The organism is uncultured Algibacter sp. (assembly GCF_947495925.1).
Classification (GTDB): Bacteria; Bacteroidota; Bacteroidia; order Flavobacteriales; family Flavobacteriaceae; genus Algibacter_E.
Window position 1 is genome coordinate 26,772 of the sequence record NZ_CANMAU010000001.1, and the last position, 19,437, is coordinate 46,208.

Consider the following 19,437-nt stretch of genomic DNA (forward strand, 5'->3'; position numbering starts at 1 on the left):
TTAATCTCTTAATAAAGGCATTGTGGAGCAGCGTAATAAACCTTCTTGCTTAGCTATTTCCGAATAAGATACTTCTTCAACTGTAAATCCTTGCTCACGTAACCAATTATTTAATCTTGTAAAATTCTTTTCTGAAATAATAACATCCTCAGATATTGAAAAAACATTACTAAACATGGCGTACATTTCATCTTTTGAAATTTCAAAAACGTTTTCTTTACCAAAGAAACCGCATAACCAGTCATACTCCTTCTCAACCAAAAATCCATTTTTATGAATAATAGCTTTCCCTTTTCCAATAGGCTGAAAACAACAATCTAAGTGCAATGCATTCTCTTTTGGGTCGGTATTTGATTTCCTTAATTCGAATGATTTAACCGTTTTATCAGGAAACAACTCTTGAATAGCAATTACTGCGTCCATATTTGTTCGGGCTGTAATAAAATCTGCATAGTTATCTCCGGAATATGTTCCAATAAAAATGTAATCATTCCAAGGCATAACATCTCCTCCTTCTACATGACACTCTTCAGGCAAAATAACTCGTTTGTCCTTAGCAACTTGGTTCCATATATAATCAATGGCATGAACCTCCTCTTCTCTATGCGGTAGTATATTCGCCTCAATCATAATATCATCTATTACAAATGCAATATCTCTAGAGAAAATCTGGTTGCAATCTTTGATGATTTCTGGTCTGTAAACTTTAACATCATACTTCTCAAAAACTCGGGCAACAGATTCCATTTCGCGCAACATATCGGCTTCTTTAGGATAAGTACCTGCAAGAATATGCTCTATACTTTTGGGATCGTAGCAATTCTCAATTTTTGGAGTTGGTCCGTTCTTTTCTGCAGTTCCAAGGACCACAGCCCTTAAACGTGAGACTTCATTCTTTACATTTAAATTCAACATAAATACGCATTAAATGTTTTTAGTTATCGAAGCCAAAACTATGAATAATTATATTATTCTTATATAATATTCATATAAAAAAGAAAAGTTTCATGAAAACTTCATGAAACTTAACAATTCTTAAAAAATTATATCATTTATTATCTCTCCTCTACTGGAACAAACTTTCTTTCAGTTGCTCCAATATATATTTGTCTTGGCCTTCCAATTGGTTCTTTACGTAAACGCATTTCTCTCCATTGTGCAATCCAACCAGGTAAACGACCAACAGCAAACATCACCGTAAACATCTCTGTTGGAATTCCCATAGCTCTATAGATAATACCAGAATAAAAATCAACATTAGGATAAAGCTTTCTATCCACAAAATATGGATCTTCTAGAGCTTCCTTTTCTAACCCCTTAGCTACTTCTAAAATAGGATCATCAATTCCTAAATCATGTAATACCTGATCTGCAGCTTTCTTAATAATTTTAGCTCGTGGGTCGAAATTCTTGTATACACGATGACCAAAGCCCATTAATCTAAAAGGATCACTTTTATCTTTTGCTTTCGCCATATATTTTTTAGTATCGCCACCGTCAGCTTGAATAGCTTCTAACATTTCTAAAACGGCCTGATTTGCTCCACCATGAAGCGGACCCCATAATGCAGATATTCCAGCCGAAAGTGATGCAAATAAACCAGCATGAGATGAACCTACAATTCTTACTGTAGATGTTGAACAATTTTGCTCATGATCTGCGTGTAATATCAATAACTTGTCTAAAGCATCAACTAAAACAGGGTTTTGCACATAGCAGCTATTTGGTCTTGAAAACATCATCTTTAAAAGATTCTCAACATACCCTAAAGAGTTATCTCCATAATCTAAAGGTTGTCCTTGTTGCTTACGCATAGTCCATGCTACCAATACAGGCATTTTCCCAAGTATTCTAACAACAGACTTATACATATCTTCTTCAGAATCTACATTTACCGAAGATGGATTAAATGCTGTTAAAGCACTTGTTAAAGAAGAAATAACTCCCATTGGATGTGCAGCCTTAGGAAAAGCATCTAAAATCTTCTTAATATCTTCATCTACAGCTGACTCCGCTTTAATATCATCATGAAACTTATCATTCTGTTCTTTCGTAGGTAATTCTCCAAAGATTAGTAAATATGCTACTTCCAAAAAGTCAACTTTATCAGCAACATCCTCTATAGAATAACCACGATATCTTAAAATACCTTTTTCACCATCTAAAAACGTTATAGCACTTTCACAGGAACCCGTATTCTTAAACCCTGGGTCAACTGTAATAACACCATTTGTAGAAGCTCTTAATTTAGAAATATCAATTGCAACTTCATTTTCAGTCCCTTCAACTAAAGGAAACTCATACTTTTTACCATCAATCTCAATTGTAGCTGTATTTGCCATATGTTTTTTCGTGAATTTATGTTATTTTTTGCGGAACGCTAAATTACGAAATATCACCCTATTTTTAAAGATTATTCCGAATGATTTAATCAATTAATAGATTATCATAATTAATAGCAAATAAAAAAGCGATTATTAAAAAATAACCGCTTTTTTGTAATAAAACTTAATTAGTTTTTACTTTATCTTGAATGCGTTTTCTTGTGGAAAATAAGCAACATCTCCTAATTCTTCTTCAATACGAAGTAATTGATTGTATTTTGCCATACGGTCACTACGTGAAGCCGAACCTGTTTTAATTTGGCCACAGTTTAAAGCAACTGCTAAATCAGCAATAGTATTATCTTCAGTTTCTCCTGAACGATGCGACATTACAGATGTATAACCTGCATTTTTAGCCATATTTACCGCTGCAATGGTTTCAGTTAACGATCCTATTTGGTTTACTTTAATTAATATTGAGTTAGCAATACCTTCGTTAATACCTCTTGATAAACGCTCCACATTAGTAACAAATAAATCATCACCAACTAATTGTACTTTATCCCCAACTAACTCTGTTAGGTAAGACCAACCTTCCCAATCGTTTTCATCCATACCATCTTCAATAGAAATGATAGGATATTTTGATACTAATTCAGCTAAATATTCAGCCTGCTCTTTACTAGTTCTAACTACCCCAGAATCTCCTTCAAACTTCTTGTAATCGTATTTACCATCAACGAAAAACTCTGCAGAGGCACAATCTAAAGCGATCATAACTTCATCACCAAATTTATATCCAGCATTTCCAACAGCTTTCGCTATAGTATCTAAAGCATCTTCTGTTCCTCCTGCCAAGTTTGGAGCAAAGCCACCTTCATCACCTACAGCAGTACTTAAATCCCTGTCATGTAATACCTTTTTAAGGTTGTGGAAAATCTCAGTTCCCATTTGCATAGCATGAGTAAAAGTTTTTGCCTTTACTGGCATAATCATAAACTCTTGAAATGCAATTGGAGCATCAGAGTGAGAACCTCCATTAATGATATTCATCATTGGTACAGGAAGCGTATTAGCAGAAACTCCACCTACGTATCTGTATAAAGGCATATTCAATTCATTCGCTGCTGCTTTTGCAACTGCTAAAGAAACACCTAAAATAGCATTGGCTCCTAGTTTTGATTTATTTGGTGTTCCATCTAAATCAATCATTATTTTATCAATAAGATTTTGTTCGAAAACAGAAACCCCTAACAGCTCTTCAGCAATCGTCGTGTTTACATTCTCTACTGCTTTTAAAACAGCTTTGCCCATATAAGTATTTCCGCCATCACGTAATTCAACAGCTTCGTGTTCTCCTGTTGATGCTCCTGATGGTACAGCAGCTCTTCCTAATATGTTATTTTCAGTTACTACATCTACTTCAACTGTTGGATTCCCTCTTGAATCTAGAATTTGTCTTGCGTGAACGTTAATTATTACACTCATAATGGTTTATTTTAAATCTTTTAAATTACTTCAAATTTACGGCTAAATCTTGTCTTATCTTAAATGTTTCCTTAGAAATTAAAGAAATAACATCTATAACGTTTTAGTAAAAAAACCTCAATAATAGCCGTATATTAATGAAGTTTAAATAGGAAATTATTTCTTAATATTCTCGATAAACTGATCGAACAAATATGACGAATCGTGTGGTCCCGGACTTGCTTCTGGATGATATTGTACAGAAAAAACGTTTTTGTTTTTCATGGCTAATCCTGCAACAGTGTTATCATTTAAATGCACATGAGTCACTTCTAAATCCGGGTTTGCTTCGGCGTCTTCTCTATTTACAGCAAAACCATGATTTTGAGATGTAATTTCACCTTTTCCTGTAATCATATTTTTTACTGGGTGATTAATACCTCTATGCCCATTATGCATTTTATAGGTTGACACACCATTAGCACGTGCTATAACTTGATGTCCTAAACAAATACCAAATAGCGGTAGATTTCTTTTTATAATCTCTTTAGCCACTTCCTGGGCTTCAACCAGTGGTTCTGGATCTCCAGGCCCGTTTGATAAAAAGTACCCATCTGGGTTAAATGCTTCCAAATCTTCAAACTTAGAATTATATGGAAACACTTTTATATATGCATCTCTACTTGCAATATTTCTTAAGATATTTTTCTTAATACCTATATCCAAAGCAGCTACTTTATATGTCGCATTTTCATCACCAAAATAGTAAGGTTCTTTTGTGGATACTTTCGAAGCTAACTCCAAGCCTTTCATATTAGGTACTTCGGCTAGTTGTTTCTTTAAACCTTCAACATTATCAACATCTGTAGAGATCACAGCATTCATAGCTCCATGATCTCTTATATAACTTACTAAAGCACGAGTATCAACATCTGATATTGCTAATAGATTATTATTATCCAGAAATTCTTCTAAAGATGCGTCTGCATCGTCTCTCGAATAATCATAACTAAAATTTTTAACGATGAGTCCAGCAATTTTAATTGAATCAGATTCCACTTCGTCAGCATTGGTTCCATAGTTCCCAATATGTGCATTAGTAGCAACCATTAACTGCCCGAAATATGAAGGATCTGTAAATATTTCTTGGTAACCCGTCATACCAGTATTAAAACAAACTTCTCCAAAAGAAGTACCTTGTTTATTCCCGACTGCTTTACCGTAAAAAATAGTCCCATCTGCAAGTAATACGATGGCTTTTTGTCTTTTTTGATATTTCATTCTAAAAAAAAGTTTTACAAAATTGCATAAAAAAAAGGATAAACTAAAATAGTTTATCCTTAATATATTAAATGCTTATTAACATTATTCTTCTTCGTTTGATGCTTGAGTTTCAACTGGAGCAGCTACAGCAGGTTTAGTACCACCTCTTCTACTTCTTCTAGTTGTTTTCTTCTTAGCTTTCTCAGCGTTATAGATTTCGTTGTAATCAACTAATTCTATCATTGCCATATCAGCGTTATCACCTAAACGATTACCTAATTTAATAATTCTAGTATAACCTCCTGGTCTGTCACCAATTTTTACAGCAACATCTCTAAACAATTCAGTTACAGCATCTTTTTGTCTTAAACTAGCCATAACAATTCTTCTGTTGTGCGTTGTATCAACTTTAGACTTTGTAATCATAGGCTCCACAAATTGTTTTAAAGCTTTTGCCTTAGCAACAGTTGTATTAATACGCTTATGCTCAATTAATGAACATGCCATATTTGCCAACATTGCTTTTCTGTGAGCAGTTTTTCTACCTAAGTGGTTTACTTTTTTTCCGTGTCTCATGACCTTTGTTTTATCATCTTGCTACCAAACTCGTTTATCGAGGAGCAAAATATGATTAATTAATCTTTATCTAATTTATATTTACTTAAATCCATTCCGAAGTTTAAACCTTTAACATTAACCAGCTCTTCTAGCTCAGTTAAAGACTTTTTACCAAAGTTTCTGAATTTCATTAAATCATTTTTATTGAATGATACTAAGTCTCCTAAAGTATCAACTTCAGCAGCTTTTAAACAGTTAAGCGCACGAACAGATAAATCCATATCGATAAGCTTTGTTTTAAGCAACTGTCTCATATGAAGTGATTCTTCATCATAAGTTTCAGTTTGTGCAATTTCATCAGCTTCTAAAGTGATACGTTCATCAGAGAATAACATGAAATGATGAATAAGTGTTTTAGCGCCTTCTGTTAAAGCATCTTGAGGTGTAATAGATCCATCAGTAATGATTTCAAAAACTAATTTTTCGTAATCAGTCTTTTGCTCAACACGATAGTTCTCAATGCTATACTTAACATTTTTTATTGGAGTATATACTGAATCAGTAAAAATAGTTCCTATTGGCGCAGAAGCTTTTTTGTTTTCTTCAGCAGGAACGTATCCTCTACCTTTTTCAATAGTAATTTCCATATTAAAATTAACTTTAGGATCTAAGTTACAGATAACTAATTCTGTATTTAATACTTGGAATCCTGAAATAAATTTTTGAAAATCTCCAGCTGTAATTCTTTCTTGACCAGATATTGAAATAGAAATTGACTCATTATCTATATCTTCAATTTGTCTTTTAAAACGTACTTGCTTTAAGTTTAAGATGATTTCTGTTACATCCTCCACTACTCCAGCAATTGCCGAAAATTCATGATCTACACCTTCTATTCTAACCGATGTAATTGCAAATCCTTCTAAAGAAGATAACAAAACTCTTCTTAACGCATTACCTACTGTTAAACCGTAACCTGGTTCTAATGGTCTGAATTCGAATTTACCTTCGAAATCAGTAGAATCAATCATGATTACTTTGTCGGGCTTTTGAAAATTAAATACTGCCATATTGTTCTTCGTTTTAATTGTTATTTAGTTGCGCGGTCTATAAGTTTGAAGAAGACTAATAAACCCTTTGGCCAAATACCAATATGATTAATATATTATTTAGAGTATAATTCTACGATGAATTGTTCGTTTATGTTTTCTGGAATTTGAATTCTAGCAGGAACTGAAACATAAGTCCCTTGCTTAGTATCACTATTCCAAGTAATCCACTCATAAACAGTACTTGAGTTAGAAAGTGATCTTTCAATAGCCTCAAGTGATTTTGACTTTTCTCTTACAGCTACAACATCTCCAGCTTTTAAAGAATAAGAAGGAATGTTTACCAATTCCCCATTTACAGTAATGTGCCTGTGAGATACCAATTGTCTTGCACCACTTCTAGTTGGAGCAATTCCCATTCTGAATACCACGTTATCTAATCTAGACTCACATAATTGCAAAAGCACCTCACCAGTAATCCCTTGTGCCGCTCTTGCTTTTTTAAATAAACCTCTAAATTGACGCTCTAAGATACCATATGTATACTTAGCTTTTTGCTTCTCTTGAAGTTGAATTGCATATTCAGATTTTTTTCCACGTCTTCTGTTGTTACCATGTTGACCTGGAGGGTAATTTCTTTTTTCGAAAGATTTATCTTCTCCGAAGATAGCCTCGCCAAATTTACGAGCTATTTTAGTTTTAGGACCAGTATATCTTGCCATTTTAAATTTGTTTTGAGAGTGATTATGAATTAAGGTCTTAATCTTATCCTTCGATAATCGTTGATCTCTCGTTAATACTTGTTATTTTTTTCAGTTTGCAAATTTATACAAAAAATTAATACCATCTATATAACAGATGATATTAATTCTTGCTTTGCATTATTCTAATCGCGCTATCTTAAAGGCGATTAAACTCTTCTTCTTTTTGGTGGACGACATCCATTATGTGGTAATGGCGTAACATCAATAATTTCTGTTACTTCAATTCCCGCATTGTGAATAGAACGAATAGCAGATTCTCTACCATTTCCAGGCCCTTTAACATAAACCTTTACTTTTTTCAATCCAGCTTCTGATGCCACAGCTGCAGCATCTTCAGCAGCCAATTGAGCAGCGTAAGGCGTATTTTTCTTTGAACCTCTGAATCCCATCTTACCAGCAGAAGACCATGAAATTACGTCTCCTTTTTTATTAGTAAGCGAAATAATGATATTATTGAAAGAAGCTGTTACATGCGCCTCTCCAACAGAATCAACAATTACTTTACGTTTTTTTGTGCTTGTCTTTGCCATATTTTCTAGTGCTTAGTATTAGTGATAGTCGCTAGAATCCTAAACCGTAATTTCAAACAGATTCCTTCCAACGTCTAAAGACTAAAGACTAAATTAATTGTTATTAATTATGCTTTCTTCTTGTTAGCAACAGTTTTTCTTCTACCTTTTCTGGTTCTAGAGTTGTTTTTAGTACGTTGACCTCTTAATGGTAAACCAGATCTGTGACGAATTCCTCTGTAACATCCAATATCCATCAATCGCTTAATGTTTAATTGTGTTTCAGAACGTAATTCACCTTCGATAGTAAAAGCTCCTACAGCTTCACGAATTCCGCTAATCTCATCATCCGTCCAGTCTTGAACTTTAGTACTTTCATCAACTTTAGCTGTTGCTAAAATTTCTTGAGCTCTACTTCTACCTATTCCGTAGATATAAGTTAAAGAAATTACTCCTCTTTTGTTTTTTGGTATGTCTACACCTGCAATTCTTGCCATAATTACCCTTGTCTTTGTTTAAATCTAGGATTCTTTTTGTTTATCACGTAAAGTCTGCCTTTTCTACGCACAATTTTACAATCTGCGCTTCTTTTTTTAACTGATGCTCTTACTTTCATCTTGTTAGTATCTATAAGTTATTCGAGCCTTAGATAAATCATAAGGACTCATTTCTAATTTTACTTTATCCCCTGGTAATAATTTAATATAATGCATACGCATCTTACCCGAGATATGAGCAGTCACAATGTGACCATTTTCTAATTCAACACGAAACATAGCATTCGATAATGCCTCTATAATTGTTCCGTCTTGCTCTATTGCTGCTTGTTTTGCCATAGTATAATAATTAAGCTACTGCTTTTCTATTTTTACCTGTTTTCATCAAACCATCATAGTGTCTATTCAACAAATAAGAGTTTATTTGTTGCATAGTATCAATTGCAACTCCAACCATAATTAATAACGAAGTACCTCCGAAAAATAAGGCCCATCCTTGTTGTACTCCCATAAGCTTAACAATAAATGCTGGAAACACAGCAACTAGAGCTAAAAATATAGAACCTGGTAAGGTTATCTGAGACATTATTTTATCTAAATATTCAGAAGTTTCAGAACCTGGGCGAATACCTGGAATAAAACCACCACTACGTTTTAAATCGTCCGCCATTTTATTGGTAGGAACTGTTATTGCAGTATAGAAATATGTAAATACTATAATCAATAAAGCAAATGTAATGTTGTACCAAAACCCGAACATATCCGAATAATTGGTTTGCATCCAAGCTCCAGCTGCCGTTTCTTTTAAGAATGAAGATCCTCCAATCCAACTCGGCACAAACATAATAGCTTGAGCAAATATAATTGGCATAACTCCTGAAGCATTAAGCTTCAACGGAATGTATTGTCTTGACCCTGCCATGGCGCTTTTCTCATAACCACCAGTAGCAGTTCTTCTAGCATATTGTACAGCAATCTTTCTAACTCCCATTACTAACATAATAGAGGCTAAAATGATTACAAACCAGATTACAAATTCAATTAATACCATCATTAAACCACCATTTCCACCACCTTCTAATCTAGTAGCCGCATTTTGTAAAAATGCTTGAGGTAAAGTAGCAATAATACCAACCATAATTAATAAGGAAATTCCATTACCAATACCTTTATCGGTGATTTTCTCACCTAACCACATGGCAAAAATACATCCTGTTACTAAAATAGTTACTGATGAGAAATAGAATAAAAATCCTGTTCCTAATAAAAATGCACTTGAAGGAATACCCAATGCTGGTAAACTTGCCAAATATCCAGGAGCTTGTAATAAACAAATAGCTATTGTTAACCAACGCGTAATTTGATTTATTTTCTTTTGCCCACTAGCACCTTCTTTTTGAAGTTTTTGCAAGTAAGGAATAGCTATACCCATTAATTGTACAACAATAGAAGCAGAAATGTAAGGCATTATACCTAGAGCGAAAACCGAAGCATTAGCAAAGGCGCCACCTGTAAAGGCATTAAGCAAACCTAACAAACCACCGTCTGTCTTTTCTGCCAAGCCTCCTAATTGAGCCGCATCAATACCAGGTAAAACGACCTGCGCACCAAAACGGTAAACCAATAACAGACTCAAGGTTACTATGATTCTGTTTCTTAGTTCTTCTATTTTCCAAACATTCTTTATTGATTCTATAAATTTCATACTTATAATAAGTCTTATATCGTTACAGCTTCTCCACCTGCAGCTTCAATAGCAGCTTTTGCTGAAGCCGTAAATTTATGAGCAGATACTTTTAATTTTGCTTTTAATTCACCCCTACCTAAAATTTTAACTAGATCATTCTTTCCAGCTAAACGGTTAGTAAACAATATTTCAAAATCTACGGTATCTTTAATTTTCTTATCATCAACCAATTGTTGTAGAGTATCTAAATTGATACCTTGATACTCCACACGGTTGATATTTGTAAAACCAAACTTAGGTACACGTCTTTGTAGTGGCATTTGACCACCTTCAAATCCTAGCTTCTTAGAATAACCAGAACGAGACTTAGCTCCTTTGTGACCACGAGTTGCCGTACCACCTTTACCAGAACCTTGCCCTCTACCTATTCTTTTTCCTTGGCTTTTTACTGAACCTTCTGCAGGTTTTAAATTACTTAAATCCATTTTTCAGTTTATATTTTTAAGCTTCTTCAACAGAAACTAAATGTGAAACTTTAGCAACCATACCAAGAATATTTGGTGTAGCCTCATGCTCTTTTACTTGACCAATCTTTTTAAGACCTAGAGCTTCTAAAGTTCTTTTTTGTCTTTGCGTACGATTGATTGCGCTTTTAACTTTCTTTACTTTAATCTTTGCCATTTCTGTCTATATTAAGCGTTAAAAACTTGTTCAAGTGTAATACCTCTATCTCTAGCAATAGCATTCGCGTCTCTTAGCTGTAATAAAGCATCAAAAGTTGCTTTTACCACATTATGAGGGTTAGAAGATCCTTGAGATTTAGATAATACATCATGAACACCTACAGCCTCAAGAACAGTTCTTACAGCACCACCAGCAATTACACCTGTACCAGGAGCAGCAGGAATGATATTTACTCTAGCTCCACCATATTTACCTTTTTGCTCATGAGGTAAAGTTCCTTTAATAATAGGAATTCTAACAAGGTTTTTCTTAGCATCTTCAACAGCTTTTGCAATCGCACTAGCTACATCTTTAGATTTTCCTAAACCTTGTCCTACAACACCAGCTTCATCTCCAACCACAACGATTGCTGAGAAACCAAATGCTCTACCACCTTTAGTTACTTTTGTAACTCTTTGTACACCAACTAAACGATCTTTAAGATCTAACCCACCTGGTTTTACTAATTCTGCACTTTTATATTTTTTAAACATAATTTCTTAGAATTTTAGTCCTGCTTCTCTAGCTCCTTCCGCTAATTGTTTAACTCTACCGTGATATAAATAACCACCTCTATCGAAAGAGATTGTTTCTACACCAGCTTTTAAAGCTTTTTCAGCAAGTGCTTTACCTACTAATTTAGCTACTTCAGATTTAGTTGCTTTTCCAGCACTAATACCTTTATCTCTTGAAGATGCTGCACTGATAGTATTACCAGTAACGTCATCTACTAATTGAGCATAAATTTCTTTATTACTTCTATAAACAGCCAATCTTGGTCTTGCTTCTGTACCAGAAACAACCTTACGGATTCTGTTTTTTATTCTTAGTCTTCTATCGTTCTTTGTCAATGCCATAACTTAATTATTAAGCTGATTTACCTGCTTTTCTTCTTATTTCTTCACCAACAAACTTGATTCCTTTTCCTTTGTAAGGTTCAGGTTTTCTAAATCCGCGGATTTTCGCAGCTACTTGACCAACAAGTTGTTTATCGAATGATGTTAGTTTTACTAATGGATTTTTTCCCTTTTCTGAAACCGTTTCAACTTTTACTTCAGGAGCAATGTTTAAAACAATATTATGAGAAAAACCTAAGGCCAAATCTAATTTTTGTCCTTGGTTTGATGCTCTATAACCTACACCAACCAATTCTAATTCCTTAGTCCATCCTTTAGATACACCTTCAATCATATTGTGCATTAAAGATCTGTATAAACCATGTTTAGCTTTTTGATCTTTAGTATCAGAAGAACGAGTAACCCAAACGCTACCGTCTTCAACTTTAATTTCTATAGAATCGTAATTTTGCGTTAACTCTCCTAATTTTCCTTTTACAGTTACTACGTTATCTTTAACGTCAACTGTTACACCTTCTGGAATGGCTACTGGATTATTTCCTATTCTTGACATTTCTTTCTGGCTTTAAAATTAGTAAACGTAACATAAAACTTCTCCACCTACGTTATCCCTTTTAGCTTGTTTACCTGTCATAACTCCGTGAGAAGTTGAAACAATAGCAATACCAAGACCGTTAAGGATTCTAGGTAACTCATTAGCACCAGCATACTTACGTAGACCTGGTGTACTAATTCTTTGAAGTTTTTTAATTACTGGTTCTTTTGTTTCTTTATTGTACTTAAGAGCTATTTTAATAGTTCCTTGTACAGTAGAATCATCAAACTTGTAACTTAAAATATATCCTTGTTCGAATAATATTTTAGTAATGTCTTTTTTAAGATTAGAAGCAGGAATCTCAACCACTCTGTGGTTAGCACGCACTGCATTTCTAATTCTTGTCAAAAAATCCGCAATTGGATCTGAGTACATAATGAATTGATTTTGTGGTCTTGGTTTTCGAACTATTTCGAACCTTAAACCCGATTATTTAAATAATATTACCAACTAGCTTTCTTTACTCCAGGTATAAGACCTTGATTGGCCATTTCTCTGAAAGTTACACGAGAAATTCCAAACGTTCTCATATACCCCTTTGGTCTTCCCGTTAATTTACATCTATTATGCTGACGTATAGGTGATGCATTTTTAGGTAACTTCTGTAATGCTTCATAATCTCCAGCTTCTTTCAAAGCCTTACGTTTAGCTGCATATTTAGCTACTGTTTTAGATCTTTTTACCTCACGGGCTTTCATTGATTCTTTAGCCATAACTTAGTTCTTTTGAAAAGGTAATCCTAATTCAGTTAATAATGATTTTGCTTCTTTATCAGTATCGGCAGTAGTTACAAATGTAATATCCATTCCAGAAATTTTATTCACTTTATCAATGTTTATTTCTGGGAAAATAATTTGTTCAGTAACTCCTAAATTATAGTTACCTCTACCATCAAATCCTGTAGCTTTAATTCCGTTAAAATCTCTAACACGTGGTAGTGCTGAAGTTACTAAACGATCTAAAAACTCATACATTCTTTCTCCACGTAAAGTTACTTTTGCCCCAATTGGCATACCTTTACGTAATTTAAAAGATGCCACATCCTTTTTAGATAATGTAGATATCGCTTTTTGCCCAGATATAGTTGTTAACTCTTCTACAGCGTAGTCAATTAACTTCTTGTCTGCAACTGCTGCTCCAACACCTTTAGATATCACTATCTTACTAAGCTTAGGAACCTGCATTACATTACTATATCCAAATTCGTCTGTAAGAGCTGCAATTACTTTGCTTTTATACTCTTCTTTAAGTCTTGGTGAATATGCCATAACTATATTACTTCATTAGATTTTGTTGAAAATCTTACTTTTTTTCCATCCTCTATTCTATATCCAACTCTAGTTGTTTCTCCTTTTGAAGTTAACAATGATAAGTTAGAAATATGAATAGCTGCTTCTTTCTCTACGATTCCACCTTGAGGATTTTGTGCACTTGGTTTAGTATGTTTCTTCACCATGTTTACACCCTCAACAATCGCTTTGTTCTTTTCTATCAATACTTTTTGTACTTTACCTTCAGATCCTTTATGGTCTCCAGTAATAACTTTTACAGTATCTCCAGTTTTTATTTTAAGCTTTGTCATCTTAATTTTAATGTATTAAAGCACTTCTGGTGCTAATGATACAATCTTCATGAATTGCTTATCACGAAGTTCTCTAGCAACAGGACCAAAAACACGCGTACCTTTCATCTCACCTGTTGGGTTTAATAAAACACATGCATTATCATCAAATCTTATATAAGATCCGTCTGGTCTTCTTACTTCTTTCTTAGTGCGCACAACAACTGCCGTTGAAACCGCTCCTTTTTTAATGTTTCCATTAGGAGTGGCATCTTTTACAGAAACAACAATTTTGTCTCCTACAGAAGCGTATCTTCTTTTAGTTCCACCAAGAACTCGGATAGTTAAAACTTCCTTTGCTCCAGTGTTATCTGCTACTTTTAATCTTGATTCTTGTTGTACCATAATTATTTAGCTCTTTCTAAAATTTCCACTAATCTCCAACATTTAGATTTACTTAAAGGTCTTGTTTCCATGATCTTAACAGTATCTCCAATATTACAATCGTTTGTTTCGTCGTGTGCAACGTATTTCTTCGTTTTTAACACAAACTTACCATACATAGGGTGCTTTACTTTTTTAACCTCTGCAACAACAATTGATTTTTGCATTTTGTTACTAGTAACAACTCCTATACGTTCTTTTCTTAAATTTCTTGTTTCCATCTTTCAGCAGAATTATTGTAATTCTCTTTTAGTTAATTCAGTCGCAATTCTAGCTACAGTTCTTCTTACTGAACGTAATTGAATTGGATTTTCTAAAGGAGATATTGCATGAGCCAATTTTAGGTCTGAATAACTCTTTTTTGTTTCACCAAGTTTTTCTTGTAACTCAGCTACTGATAATTCTTTAATTTCTGATTGTTTCATCATCTTAAATTATTATGCTTCGTAATCGCGAGCAATTAAAAACTTAGTTTTTACAGGTAGTTTTTGTGCTGCTAAACGTAATGCTTCTTTTGCAACGTCTAATGGCACACCACCTATTTCAAATAAAACACGACCTGGTCTACATACAGCTACCCATAATTCTACAGCACCTTTACCTTTACCCATACGTACTTCAAGAGGCTTTTTTGTAATAGGCTTGTCTGGAAATATTTTAATCCAAAGTTGACCTTCTCTTTTCATGTAACGTGTAGCGGCAATACGAGCTGCTTCAATTTGACGAGCGGTAATAAACGTAGCGTCTAATGCTTTTATTCCAAAAGTACCATTTGAAAGTTGATGCCCTCTTCCAGAGAGACCTTTCATGCGTCCTTTTTGTTGTTTACGAAATTTTGTTCTTTTAGGCTGTAACATTTTTCTTTACTTTATAAAAAATTACTTTCTACGACGAGGTCCTTTGTTTCCACCTCTTCCGGCTCCACCTTTTCCTTGCTTCTTAGATAATCCAACAAGCGGAGAAAGTTCTCTTTTACCATATACTTCACCTTTCATGATCCATACTTTTACACCTAATCTACCATAAGTAGTATGTGCTTCAACTAAAGCATAATCAATATCGGCTCTAAAGGTTGATAAAGGAATACGTCCCTCTTTGTAGTGCTCAGAACGTGCCATTTCAGCACCATTTAAACGTCCACTAATTTGGATTTTAATTCCTTCAGCATTCATACGCATTGTAGCAGCGATAGCCATCTTAATTGCACGTCTGTATGAAATTCTGTTTTCAATTTGACGAGCAATACTAGATCCTACTAAAAATGCATCAAGTTCAGGTCTTTTAATCTCGAAGATGTTAATCTGAACTTCTTTTCCAGTAATTTTCTTAAGCTCTTCTTTTAACTTGTCTACCTCTTGACCGCCTTTTCCGATAATAATACCAGGTCTAGCCGTAGTGATAGTAACGGTTACAAGTTTTAAAGTTCTCTCGATGATTACTCTACTTACACTAGCTTTAGATAAACGCGCGTGAACGTATTTTCTAATCTTATCGTCTTCGGCAAGTTTATCACCATAATCGTTTCCTCCGTACCAGTTAGATTCCCATCCTCTGATAATTCCTAAGCGATTTCCGATTGGATTTGTCTTTTGTCCCATACTTTTATTAAGCTTGTGTGTTATTATTATTAGCTCCTACCACTAATGTTACATGGTTAGAACGTTTTCTAATTCGGTGTGCACGACCTTGAGGTGCTGGACGCAATCTTTTTAACATAGATCCGCTATCCACTTTTATCTCTTTTACAAATAATTCTGCAGATTCAACATCAGCATCTTCATTCTTAGATTGCCAGTTAGCGATAGCTGATAATAACAACTTCTCTAAACGACCAGATGCTTCTTTTTGGTTGAATTTCAAAATATTAAGTGCATTCTCTACCTTTTCGCCTCTTACTAAATCGGCTACTAAGCGCATTTTTCTTGGTGATGTAGGACAATTATTAAGTTTAGCAAAAGCAACTTGCTTTTTAGCTTCCTTAATAGCGTCTGCCATTTGTTTTTTACGACTTCCCATAGCTTACTACTTTTTACCTTTGTTTTTAGCACCTGCATGTCCACGGAATGAACGTGTTGGTGAAAATTCTCCTAACTTATGACCTACCATGTTTTCAGTAACATATACTGGTACAAATTGACGGCCATTGTGCACTGCTATAGTTTGCCCAACAAAATCAGGAGTAATCATACTGGCTCTAGACCAAGTTTTAATTACTGTCTTTTTGTTAGATTCAACATTTGCAGCTACTTTTCTCTCTAATTTATAATGAACGTAAGGTCCTTTTTTTAATGATCTTGCCATGTCTTATTTCTTTCTACGTTCTACAATATATTTATTACTTGCCTTAGTCTTAGAACGGGTCCTGAAACCTTTAGCCGGAATACCGTTTCTAGAACGAGGATGTCCACCTGCAGATTTACCTTCACCACCACCCATCGGATGATCAACTGGATTCATAACTACTGGTCTTGTACGTGGTCGTCTTCCTAACCATCTTGTTCTACCAGCCTTACCACCAACTAATAATTGATGATCTGAGTTAGACACAACACCAATTGTAGCCATACAGTTAGCAAGAATCAATCTTGTTTCTCCTGAAGGTAATTTAACTGTAGCAAACTTACCATCTCTTGCCATTAACTGAGCAAATGCACCAGCACTACGAGCCATAACAGCTCCTTGACCTGGACGCAACTCAATACAAGAAATAATTGTTCCTAATGGAATTTCACTTAATGGCATTGCGTTTCCAATTTCTGGAGCAACACCTTCTTTACCAGATACTACATTTTGCCCTACTTGAAGTCCATTTTGTGCAATAATGTATCTTTTCTCACCATCTTGATAATTCAATAAAGCAATAAAAGCTGTTCTGTTTGGATCGTATTGGATAGAAGCAACTTCACCAGGAATCCCTGCTTTGTCTCTTTTAAAATCGATAATACGATACTTTTTCTTATGACCTCCACCGATATAGCGCATGGTCATTTTTCCTTGACTGTTTCTACCACCAGACCTTTTGTTCGGAACGAGTAAACTCTTTTCCGGCTTATCAGTAGTAATGGCGTCATAACCATTTACTACTCTAAAACGCTGTCCTGGTGTGATTGGTTTTAATTTTCTTACTGACATTTTTGTCTAATTACATGTTACTGTATAAATCAATCATTTCACCTTCCGCCAGTTGTACAATTGCCTTTTTAACAGCATTTGTTTTACCATGTTGAATACCAGTTTTTGTAAACTTGGTACTACGATCTGGACGGACATTTATAGTACGAACTTTTTCAACAGAAACACCATAAGCAGCTTCCACCGCTTTTTTGATTTCTACCTTGTTCGCCTTTGTGTTCACCGCGAAAGTATAGCAGTTTCTTAACTCGCTATCTGCAGTCGCTTTTTCTGTGATTATAGGTTTAATTAAGATACTCATCTGTTTCTTATTTACTTAAGTTTGTTTCAATTCCTTCTAAAGCACCTTCTAAAAGTATTACTTGATTTGCATTTAAAATCTTGTAAGTACTTAATTCTGAAGAAGTTATAACCTCAGAGCCTTTTAAATTGCGCGATGACAAATATACGTTATTATTTGACCCACCCAACACAAACAGAGATTTTTTGTTTTCAAGCTCTAAAGCCTTTAAAACCGCTGTAAAGTTTTTTGTTTTTGGAGCGTCAAAATTAAAGTCTTCTAAAACCATAATTGACTTCTCTCCTGCTTTGATACTTAAGGCAGATTTACGTGCTAAACGCTTTAAGTTTTTATTAAGCTTGAAGTTGTAATTTCTTGGTCTTGGACCGAACATACGACCACCACCTTTAAATACACCAGACTTAATACTACCTGCTCTTGCTGTACCAGTTCCTTTTTGCTTTTTAATCTTACGCGTAGAACCAGAAATCTCCCCTCTCTCTTTAGATTTATGAGTTCCTTGCCTTTGGTTTGCTAAATATTGTTTAACATCCAAATAAACTGCGTGATTATTAGGCTCAATAGCAAACACATCTTTAGAAAGGTCTGCCTTTCTACCTGTGTCTTTTCCGTTTATATCTAAAACTGCTACTTTCATTATTTTCTAATAATTACATAAGCGTTTTTGTGACCAGGAACACATCCTTTAACCACAAGTAGATTCTTTTCAGTAACTACTTTTAAAACTCTTAAATTTTGAACTTTAACTGTATCTCCACCCATTCTTCCTGCCATTTTCATTCCTTTGAAAACACGCGCAGGATAAGATGCTGCTCCAATAGATCCTGGTGCTCTTAAACGGTTATGTTGACCGTGCGTAGCTTGACCTACACCACCGAAACCATGACGCTTTACAACACCTTGAAATCCTTTACCTTTAGATGTTCCTGCTACATCAACAAATTCTCCTTCGTTGAAGTGTTCTACAGTGATAGCATCTCCTAATTTGTACCCCTCATCAAAACCTTTGAATTCAACAACTTTGCGTTTTACAGAAGTACCCGCTTTTTTAGCATGACCTAAGTCTGCTTTAGTAGCGCTTTTCTCTGTCGCGTCATCGAAACCTAATTGAACAGCTGAATAACCATCAACTTCCTCAGTTCTGACTTGGGTAACTACGCATGGCCCAGCTTCAATTACTGTACAAGGAATATTCTTCCCGTTTTCATCAAAGATGCTGGTCATACCGATTTTTTTTCCAATTAACCCAGACATAATTATTTATTTAATTTATTACTATTTGCTATTTAAAATTCAAGGCCGAAATACATTTCAGCCTTGAATTGTATTTTTCCGTTTTTCCCGCGACCGCATCGGTGGGACATGTTTAAATTCCTCCTTTCGAAGGAAAGGCAAACTATACTTTAATCTCTACTTCAACACCACTTGGTAACTCTAGTTTCATCAAGGCATCAATAGTTTTTGATGATGACGAGTAGATATCCAATAATCTCTTGTAAGACGACAATTGAAACTGCTCTCTTGATTTCTTGTTTACGTGAGGAGAACGTAATACAGTGAAAATTTTCTTGTGTGTTGGTAATGGAATTGGCCCAGTTACCACAGCACCAGTACTTTTTACTGTTTTTACAATCTTATCAGCAGACTTATCTACCAAGTTATGATCGTAAGATTTTAATTTTATTCTGATTTTTTGACTCATTTTC

At 34.5% G+C, this 19,437-nt stretch carries 33 protein-coding genes; all 33 read right to left on the reverse strand.

Features of this window, described 5'->3' with window-relative positions; translation table 11 throughout:
- The 33 genes from Q0857_RS00085 to rpsJ all read right to left on the reverse strand — a co-directional run bounded on the left by Q0857_RS00085 (nucleotide 1) and on the right by rpsJ (nucleotide 19,433).
- Complete coding sequence (locus tag Q0857_RS00085) at nucleotides 1-915, reverse strand: dimethylarginine dimethylaminohydrolase family protein (RefSeq protein ID WP_298530386.1); 915 nt, start codon at nucleotides 913-915, stop codon at nucleotides 1-3.
- A gap of 140 nt (nucleotides 916-1,055) precedes the next feature.
- Nucleotides 1,056-2,342, reverse strand: coding sequence for a citrate synthase (locus tag Q0857_RS00090; protein ID WP_298530389.1), 1,287 nt, complete (start codon nucleotides 2,340-2,342; stop codon nucleotides 1,056-1,058).
- A 177-nt stretch (nucleotides 2,343-2,519) separates the two neighbouring features.
- Nucleotides 2,520-3,812, reverse strand: a complete 1,293-nt coding sequence (gene eno, locus Q0857_RS00095) for a phosphopyruvate hydratase (protein ID WP_298530392.1) — start codon at nucleotides 3,810-3,812, stop codon at nucleotides 2,520-2,522.
- A 156-nt stretch (nucleotides 3,813-3,968) separates the two neighbouring features.
- Nucleotides 3,969-5,072, reverse strand: a complete 1,104-nt coding sequence (gene carA / locus Q0857_RS00100) for a glutamine-hydrolyzing carbamoyl-phosphate synthase small subunit (protein WP_298530395.1) — start codon at nucleotides 5,070-5,072, stop codon at nucleotides 3,969-3,971.
- An 84-nt stretch (nucleotides 5,073-5,156) separates the two neighbouring features.
- Nucleotides 5,157-5,630, reverse strand: a complete 474-nt coding sequence (rplQ, locus tag Q0857_RS00105) for a 50S ribosomal protein L17 (RefSeq protein WP_298530398.1) — start codon at nucleotides 5,628-5,630, stop codon at nucleotides 5,157-5,159.
- 59 nt (nucleotides 5,631-5,689) lie between these two features.
- Nucleotides 5,690-6,682: a DNA-directed RNA polymerase subunit alpha gene (locus Q0857_RS00110; protein ID WP_298530400.1), complete on the reverse strand. Its 993-nt coding sequence runs from the start codon at nucleotides 6,680-6,682 to the stop codon at nucleotides 5,690-5,692.
- A 95-nt stretch (nucleotides 6,683-6,777) separates the two neighbouring features.
- On the reverse strand, nucleotides 6,778-7,383 hold the full coding sequence (rpsD, locus tag Q0857_RS00115) for a 30S ribosomal protein S4 (protein WP_298530402.1): 606 nt from the start codon (nucleotides 7,381-7,383) through the stop codon (nucleotides 6,778-6,780).
- Nucleotides 7,384-7,571: 188 nt separating this feature from the next.
- Complete coding sequence (rpsK, locus tag Q0857_RS00120; RefSeq protein WP_136480151.1) at nucleotides 7,572-7,955, reverse strand: 30S ribosomal protein S11; 384 nt, start codon at nucleotides 7,953-7,955, stop codon at nucleotides 7,572-7,574.
- A gap of 107 nt (nucleotides 7,956-8,062) precedes the next feature.
- Entirely contained in the window at nucleotides 8,063-8,431 is a 369-nt protein-coding gene (gene rpsM / locus Q0857_RS00125) for a 30S ribosomal protein S13 (RefSeq protein ID WP_298530407.1), read from the reverse strand.
- A 2-nt stretch (nucleotides 8,432-8,433) separates the two neighbouring features.
- Complete coding sequence (ykgO, locus tag Q0857_RS00130) at nucleotides 8,434-8,550, reverse strand: type B 50S ribosomal protein L36 (protein ID WP_013305171.1); 117 nt, start codon at nucleotides 8,548-8,550, stop codon at nucleotides 8,434-8,436.
- Between the two features lie 4 nt (nucleotides 8,551-8,554).
- Entirely contained in the window at nucleotides 8,555-8,770 is a 216-nt protein-coding gene (gene infA / locus Q0857_RS00135) for a translation initiation factor IF-1 (protein WP_028289261.1), read from the reverse strand.
- Nucleotides 8,771-8,780: 10 nt separating this feature from the next.
- The gene (secY, locus tag Q0857_RS00140; RefSeq protein ID WP_298530424.1) at nucleotides 8,781-10,136 is read right to left on the reverse strand and encodes a preprotein translocase subunit SecY; all 1,356 of its coding nucleotides are present in this window, start codon (nucleotides 10,134-10,136) and stop codon (nucleotides 8,781-8,783) included.
- A 14-nt stretch (nucleotides 10,137-10,150) separates the two neighbouring features.
- Nucleotides 10,151-10,603, reverse strand: a complete 453-nt coding sequence (rplO, locus tag Q0857_RS00145; RefSeq protein ID WP_298530427.1) for a 50S ribosomal protein L15 — start codon at nucleotides 10,601-10,603, stop codon at nucleotides 10,151-10,153.
- Between the two features lie 16 nt (nucleotides 10,604-10,619).
- Complete coding sequence (rpmD, locus tag Q0857_RS00150) at nucleotides 10,620-10,799, reverse strand: 50S ribosomal protein L30 (protein WP_019386285.1); 180 nt, start codon at nucleotides 10,797-10,799, stop codon at nucleotides 10,620-10,622.
- Between the two features lie 11 nt (nucleotides 10,800-10,810).
- On the reverse strand, nucleotides 10,811-11,335 hold the full coding sequence (rpsE, locus tag Q0857_RS00155; protein ID WP_092847729.1) for a 30S ribosomal protein S5: 525 nt from the start codon (nucleotides 11,333-11,335) through the stop codon (nucleotides 10,811-10,813).
- Between the two features lie 6 nt (nucleotides 11,336-11,341).
- Nucleotides 11,342-11,698: a 50S ribosomal protein L18 gene (gene rplR, locus Q0857_RS00160; RefSeq protein ID WP_298530431.1), complete on the reverse strand. Its 357-nt coding sequence runs from the start codon at nucleotides 11,696-11,698 to the stop codon at nucleotides 11,342-11,344.
- 10 nt (nucleotides 11,699-11,708) lie between these two features.
- Nucleotides 11,709-12,251 (reverse strand): 50S ribosomal protein L6, encoded by a 543-nt coding sequence (gene rplF / locus Q0857_RS00165; protein ID WP_298530434.1) that lies wholly within the window; start codon nucleotides 12,249-12,251, stop codon nucleotides 11,709-11,711.
- A gap of 18 nt (nucleotides 12,252-12,269) precedes the next feature.
- Nucleotides 12,270-12,668: a 30S ribosomal protein S8 gene (gene rpsH / locus Q0857_RS00170; protein ID WP_298530437.1), complete on the reverse strand. Its 399-nt coding sequence runs from the start codon at nucleotides 12,666-12,668 to the stop codon at nucleotides 12,270-12,272.
- 68 nt (nucleotides 12,669-12,736) lie between these two features.
- A complete protein-coding gene (gene rpsN / locus Q0857_RS00175) occupies nucleotides 12,737-13,006 on the reverse strand; it encodes a 30S ribosomal protein S14 (RefSeq protein WP_298530440.1) in 270 nt (89 codons plus the stop codon).
- Between the two features lie 3 nt (nucleotides 13,007-13,009).
- Complete coding sequence (rplE, locus tag Q0857_RS00180) at nucleotides 13,010-13,561, reverse strand: 50S ribosomal protein L5 (protein ID WP_298530442.1); 552 nt, start codon at nucleotides 13,559-13,561, stop codon at nucleotides 13,010-13,012.
- Between the two features lie 2 nt (nucleotides 13,562-13,563).
- On the reverse strand, nucleotides 13,564-13,875 hold the full coding sequence (gene rplX, locus Q0857_RS00185) for a 50S ribosomal protein L24 (RefSeq protein WP_298530445.1): 312 nt from the start codon (nucleotides 13,873-13,875) through the stop codon (nucleotides 13,564-13,566).
- Nucleotides 13,876-13,890: 15 nt separating this feature from the next.
- Nucleotides 13,891-14,259 (reverse strand): 50S ribosomal protein L14, encoded by a 369-nt coding sequence (gene rplN / locus Q0857_RS00190; protein ID WP_298530448.1) that lies wholly within the window; start codon nucleotides 14,257-14,259, stop codon nucleotides 13,891-13,893.
- Between the two features lie 2 nt (nucleotides 14,260-14,261).
- Nucleotides 14,262-14,519 (reverse strand): 30S ribosomal protein S17, encoded by a 258-nt coding sequence (rpsQ, locus tag Q0857_RS00195; RefSeq protein ID WP_019386276.1) that lies wholly within the window; start codon nucleotides 14,517-14,519, stop codon nucleotides 14,262-14,264.
- 12 nt (nucleotides 14,520-14,531) lie between these two features.
- Nucleotides 14,532-14,723, reverse strand: coding sequence for a 50S ribosomal protein L29 (gene rpmC, locus Q0857_RS00200; RefSeq protein WP_298532135.1), 192 nt, complete (start codon nucleotides 14,721-14,723; stop codon nucleotides 14,532-14,534).
- 12 nt (nucleotides 14,724-14,735) lie between these two features.
- Nucleotides 14,736-15,155 carry a 50S ribosomal protein L16 gene (gene rplP / locus Q0857_RS00205; protein ID WP_298530451.1) on the reverse strand — a complete coding sequence of 140 codons (420 nt, stop codon included), beginning with the start codon at nucleotides 15,153-15,155 and terminating at the stop codon, nucleotides 14,736-14,738.
- Between the two features lie 21 nt (nucleotides 15,156-15,176).
- A complete protein-coding gene (gene rpsC, locus Q0857_RS00210) occupies nucleotides 15,177-15,896 on the reverse strand; it encodes a 30S ribosomal protein S3 (protein WP_092847748.1) in 720 nt (239 codons plus the stop codon).
- A 7-nt stretch (nucleotides 15,897-15,903) separates the two neighbouring features.
- On the reverse strand, nucleotides 15,904-16,314 hold the full coding sequence (gene rplV / locus Q0857_RS00215; RefSeq protein WP_298530454.1) for a 50S ribosomal protein L22: 411 nt from the start codon (nucleotides 16,312-16,314) through the stop codon (nucleotides 15,904-15,906).
- A 6-nt stretch (nucleotides 16,315-16,320) separates the two neighbouring features.
- Nucleotides 16,321-16,599 carry a 30S ribosomal protein S19 gene (gene rpsS / locus Q0857_RS00220; RefSeq protein WP_139001944.1) on the reverse strand — a complete coding sequence of 93 codons (279 nt, stop codon included), beginning with the start codon at nucleotides 16,597-16,599 and terminating at the stop codon, nucleotides 16,321-16,323.
- A gap of 3 nt (nucleotides 16,600-16,602) precedes the next feature.
- Entirely contained in the window at nucleotides 16,603-17,430 is an 828-nt protein-coding gene (gene rplB, locus Q0857_RS00225; protein ID WP_298530461.1) for a 50S ribosomal protein L2, read from the reverse strand.
- A gap of 10 nt (nucleotides 17,431-17,440) precedes the next feature.
- Entirely contained in the window at nucleotides 17,441-17,731 is a 291-nt protein-coding gene (gene rplW, locus Q0857_RS00230; RefSeq protein WP_019386269.1) for a 50S ribosomal protein L23, read from the reverse strand.
- Nucleotides 17,732-17,738: 7 nt separating this feature from the next.
- A complete protein-coding gene (gene rplD / locus Q0857_RS00235) occupies nucleotides 17,739-18,368 on the reverse strand; it encodes a 50S ribosomal protein L4 (RefSeq protein WP_298530464.1) in 630 nt (209 codons plus the stop codon).
- Nucleotides 18,368-18,985, reverse strand: a complete 618-nt coding sequence (rplC, locus tag Q0857_RS00240; protein WP_298530467.1) for a 50S ribosomal protein L3 — start codon at nucleotides 18,983-18,985, stop codon at nucleotides 18,368-18,370. The genes rplD and rplC overlap by 1 nt, the downstream gene beginning before the upstream one ends.
- A 142-nt stretch (nucleotides 18,986-19,127) precedes the next feature.
- Nucleotides 19,128-19,433, reverse strand: a complete 306-nt coding sequence (rpsJ, locus tag Q0857_RS00245; protein WP_007650482.1) for a 30S ribosomal protein S10 — start codon at nucleotides 19,431-19,433, stop codon at nucleotides 19,128-19,130.
- Nucleotides 19,434-19,437 lie beyond the last annotated feature (4 nt).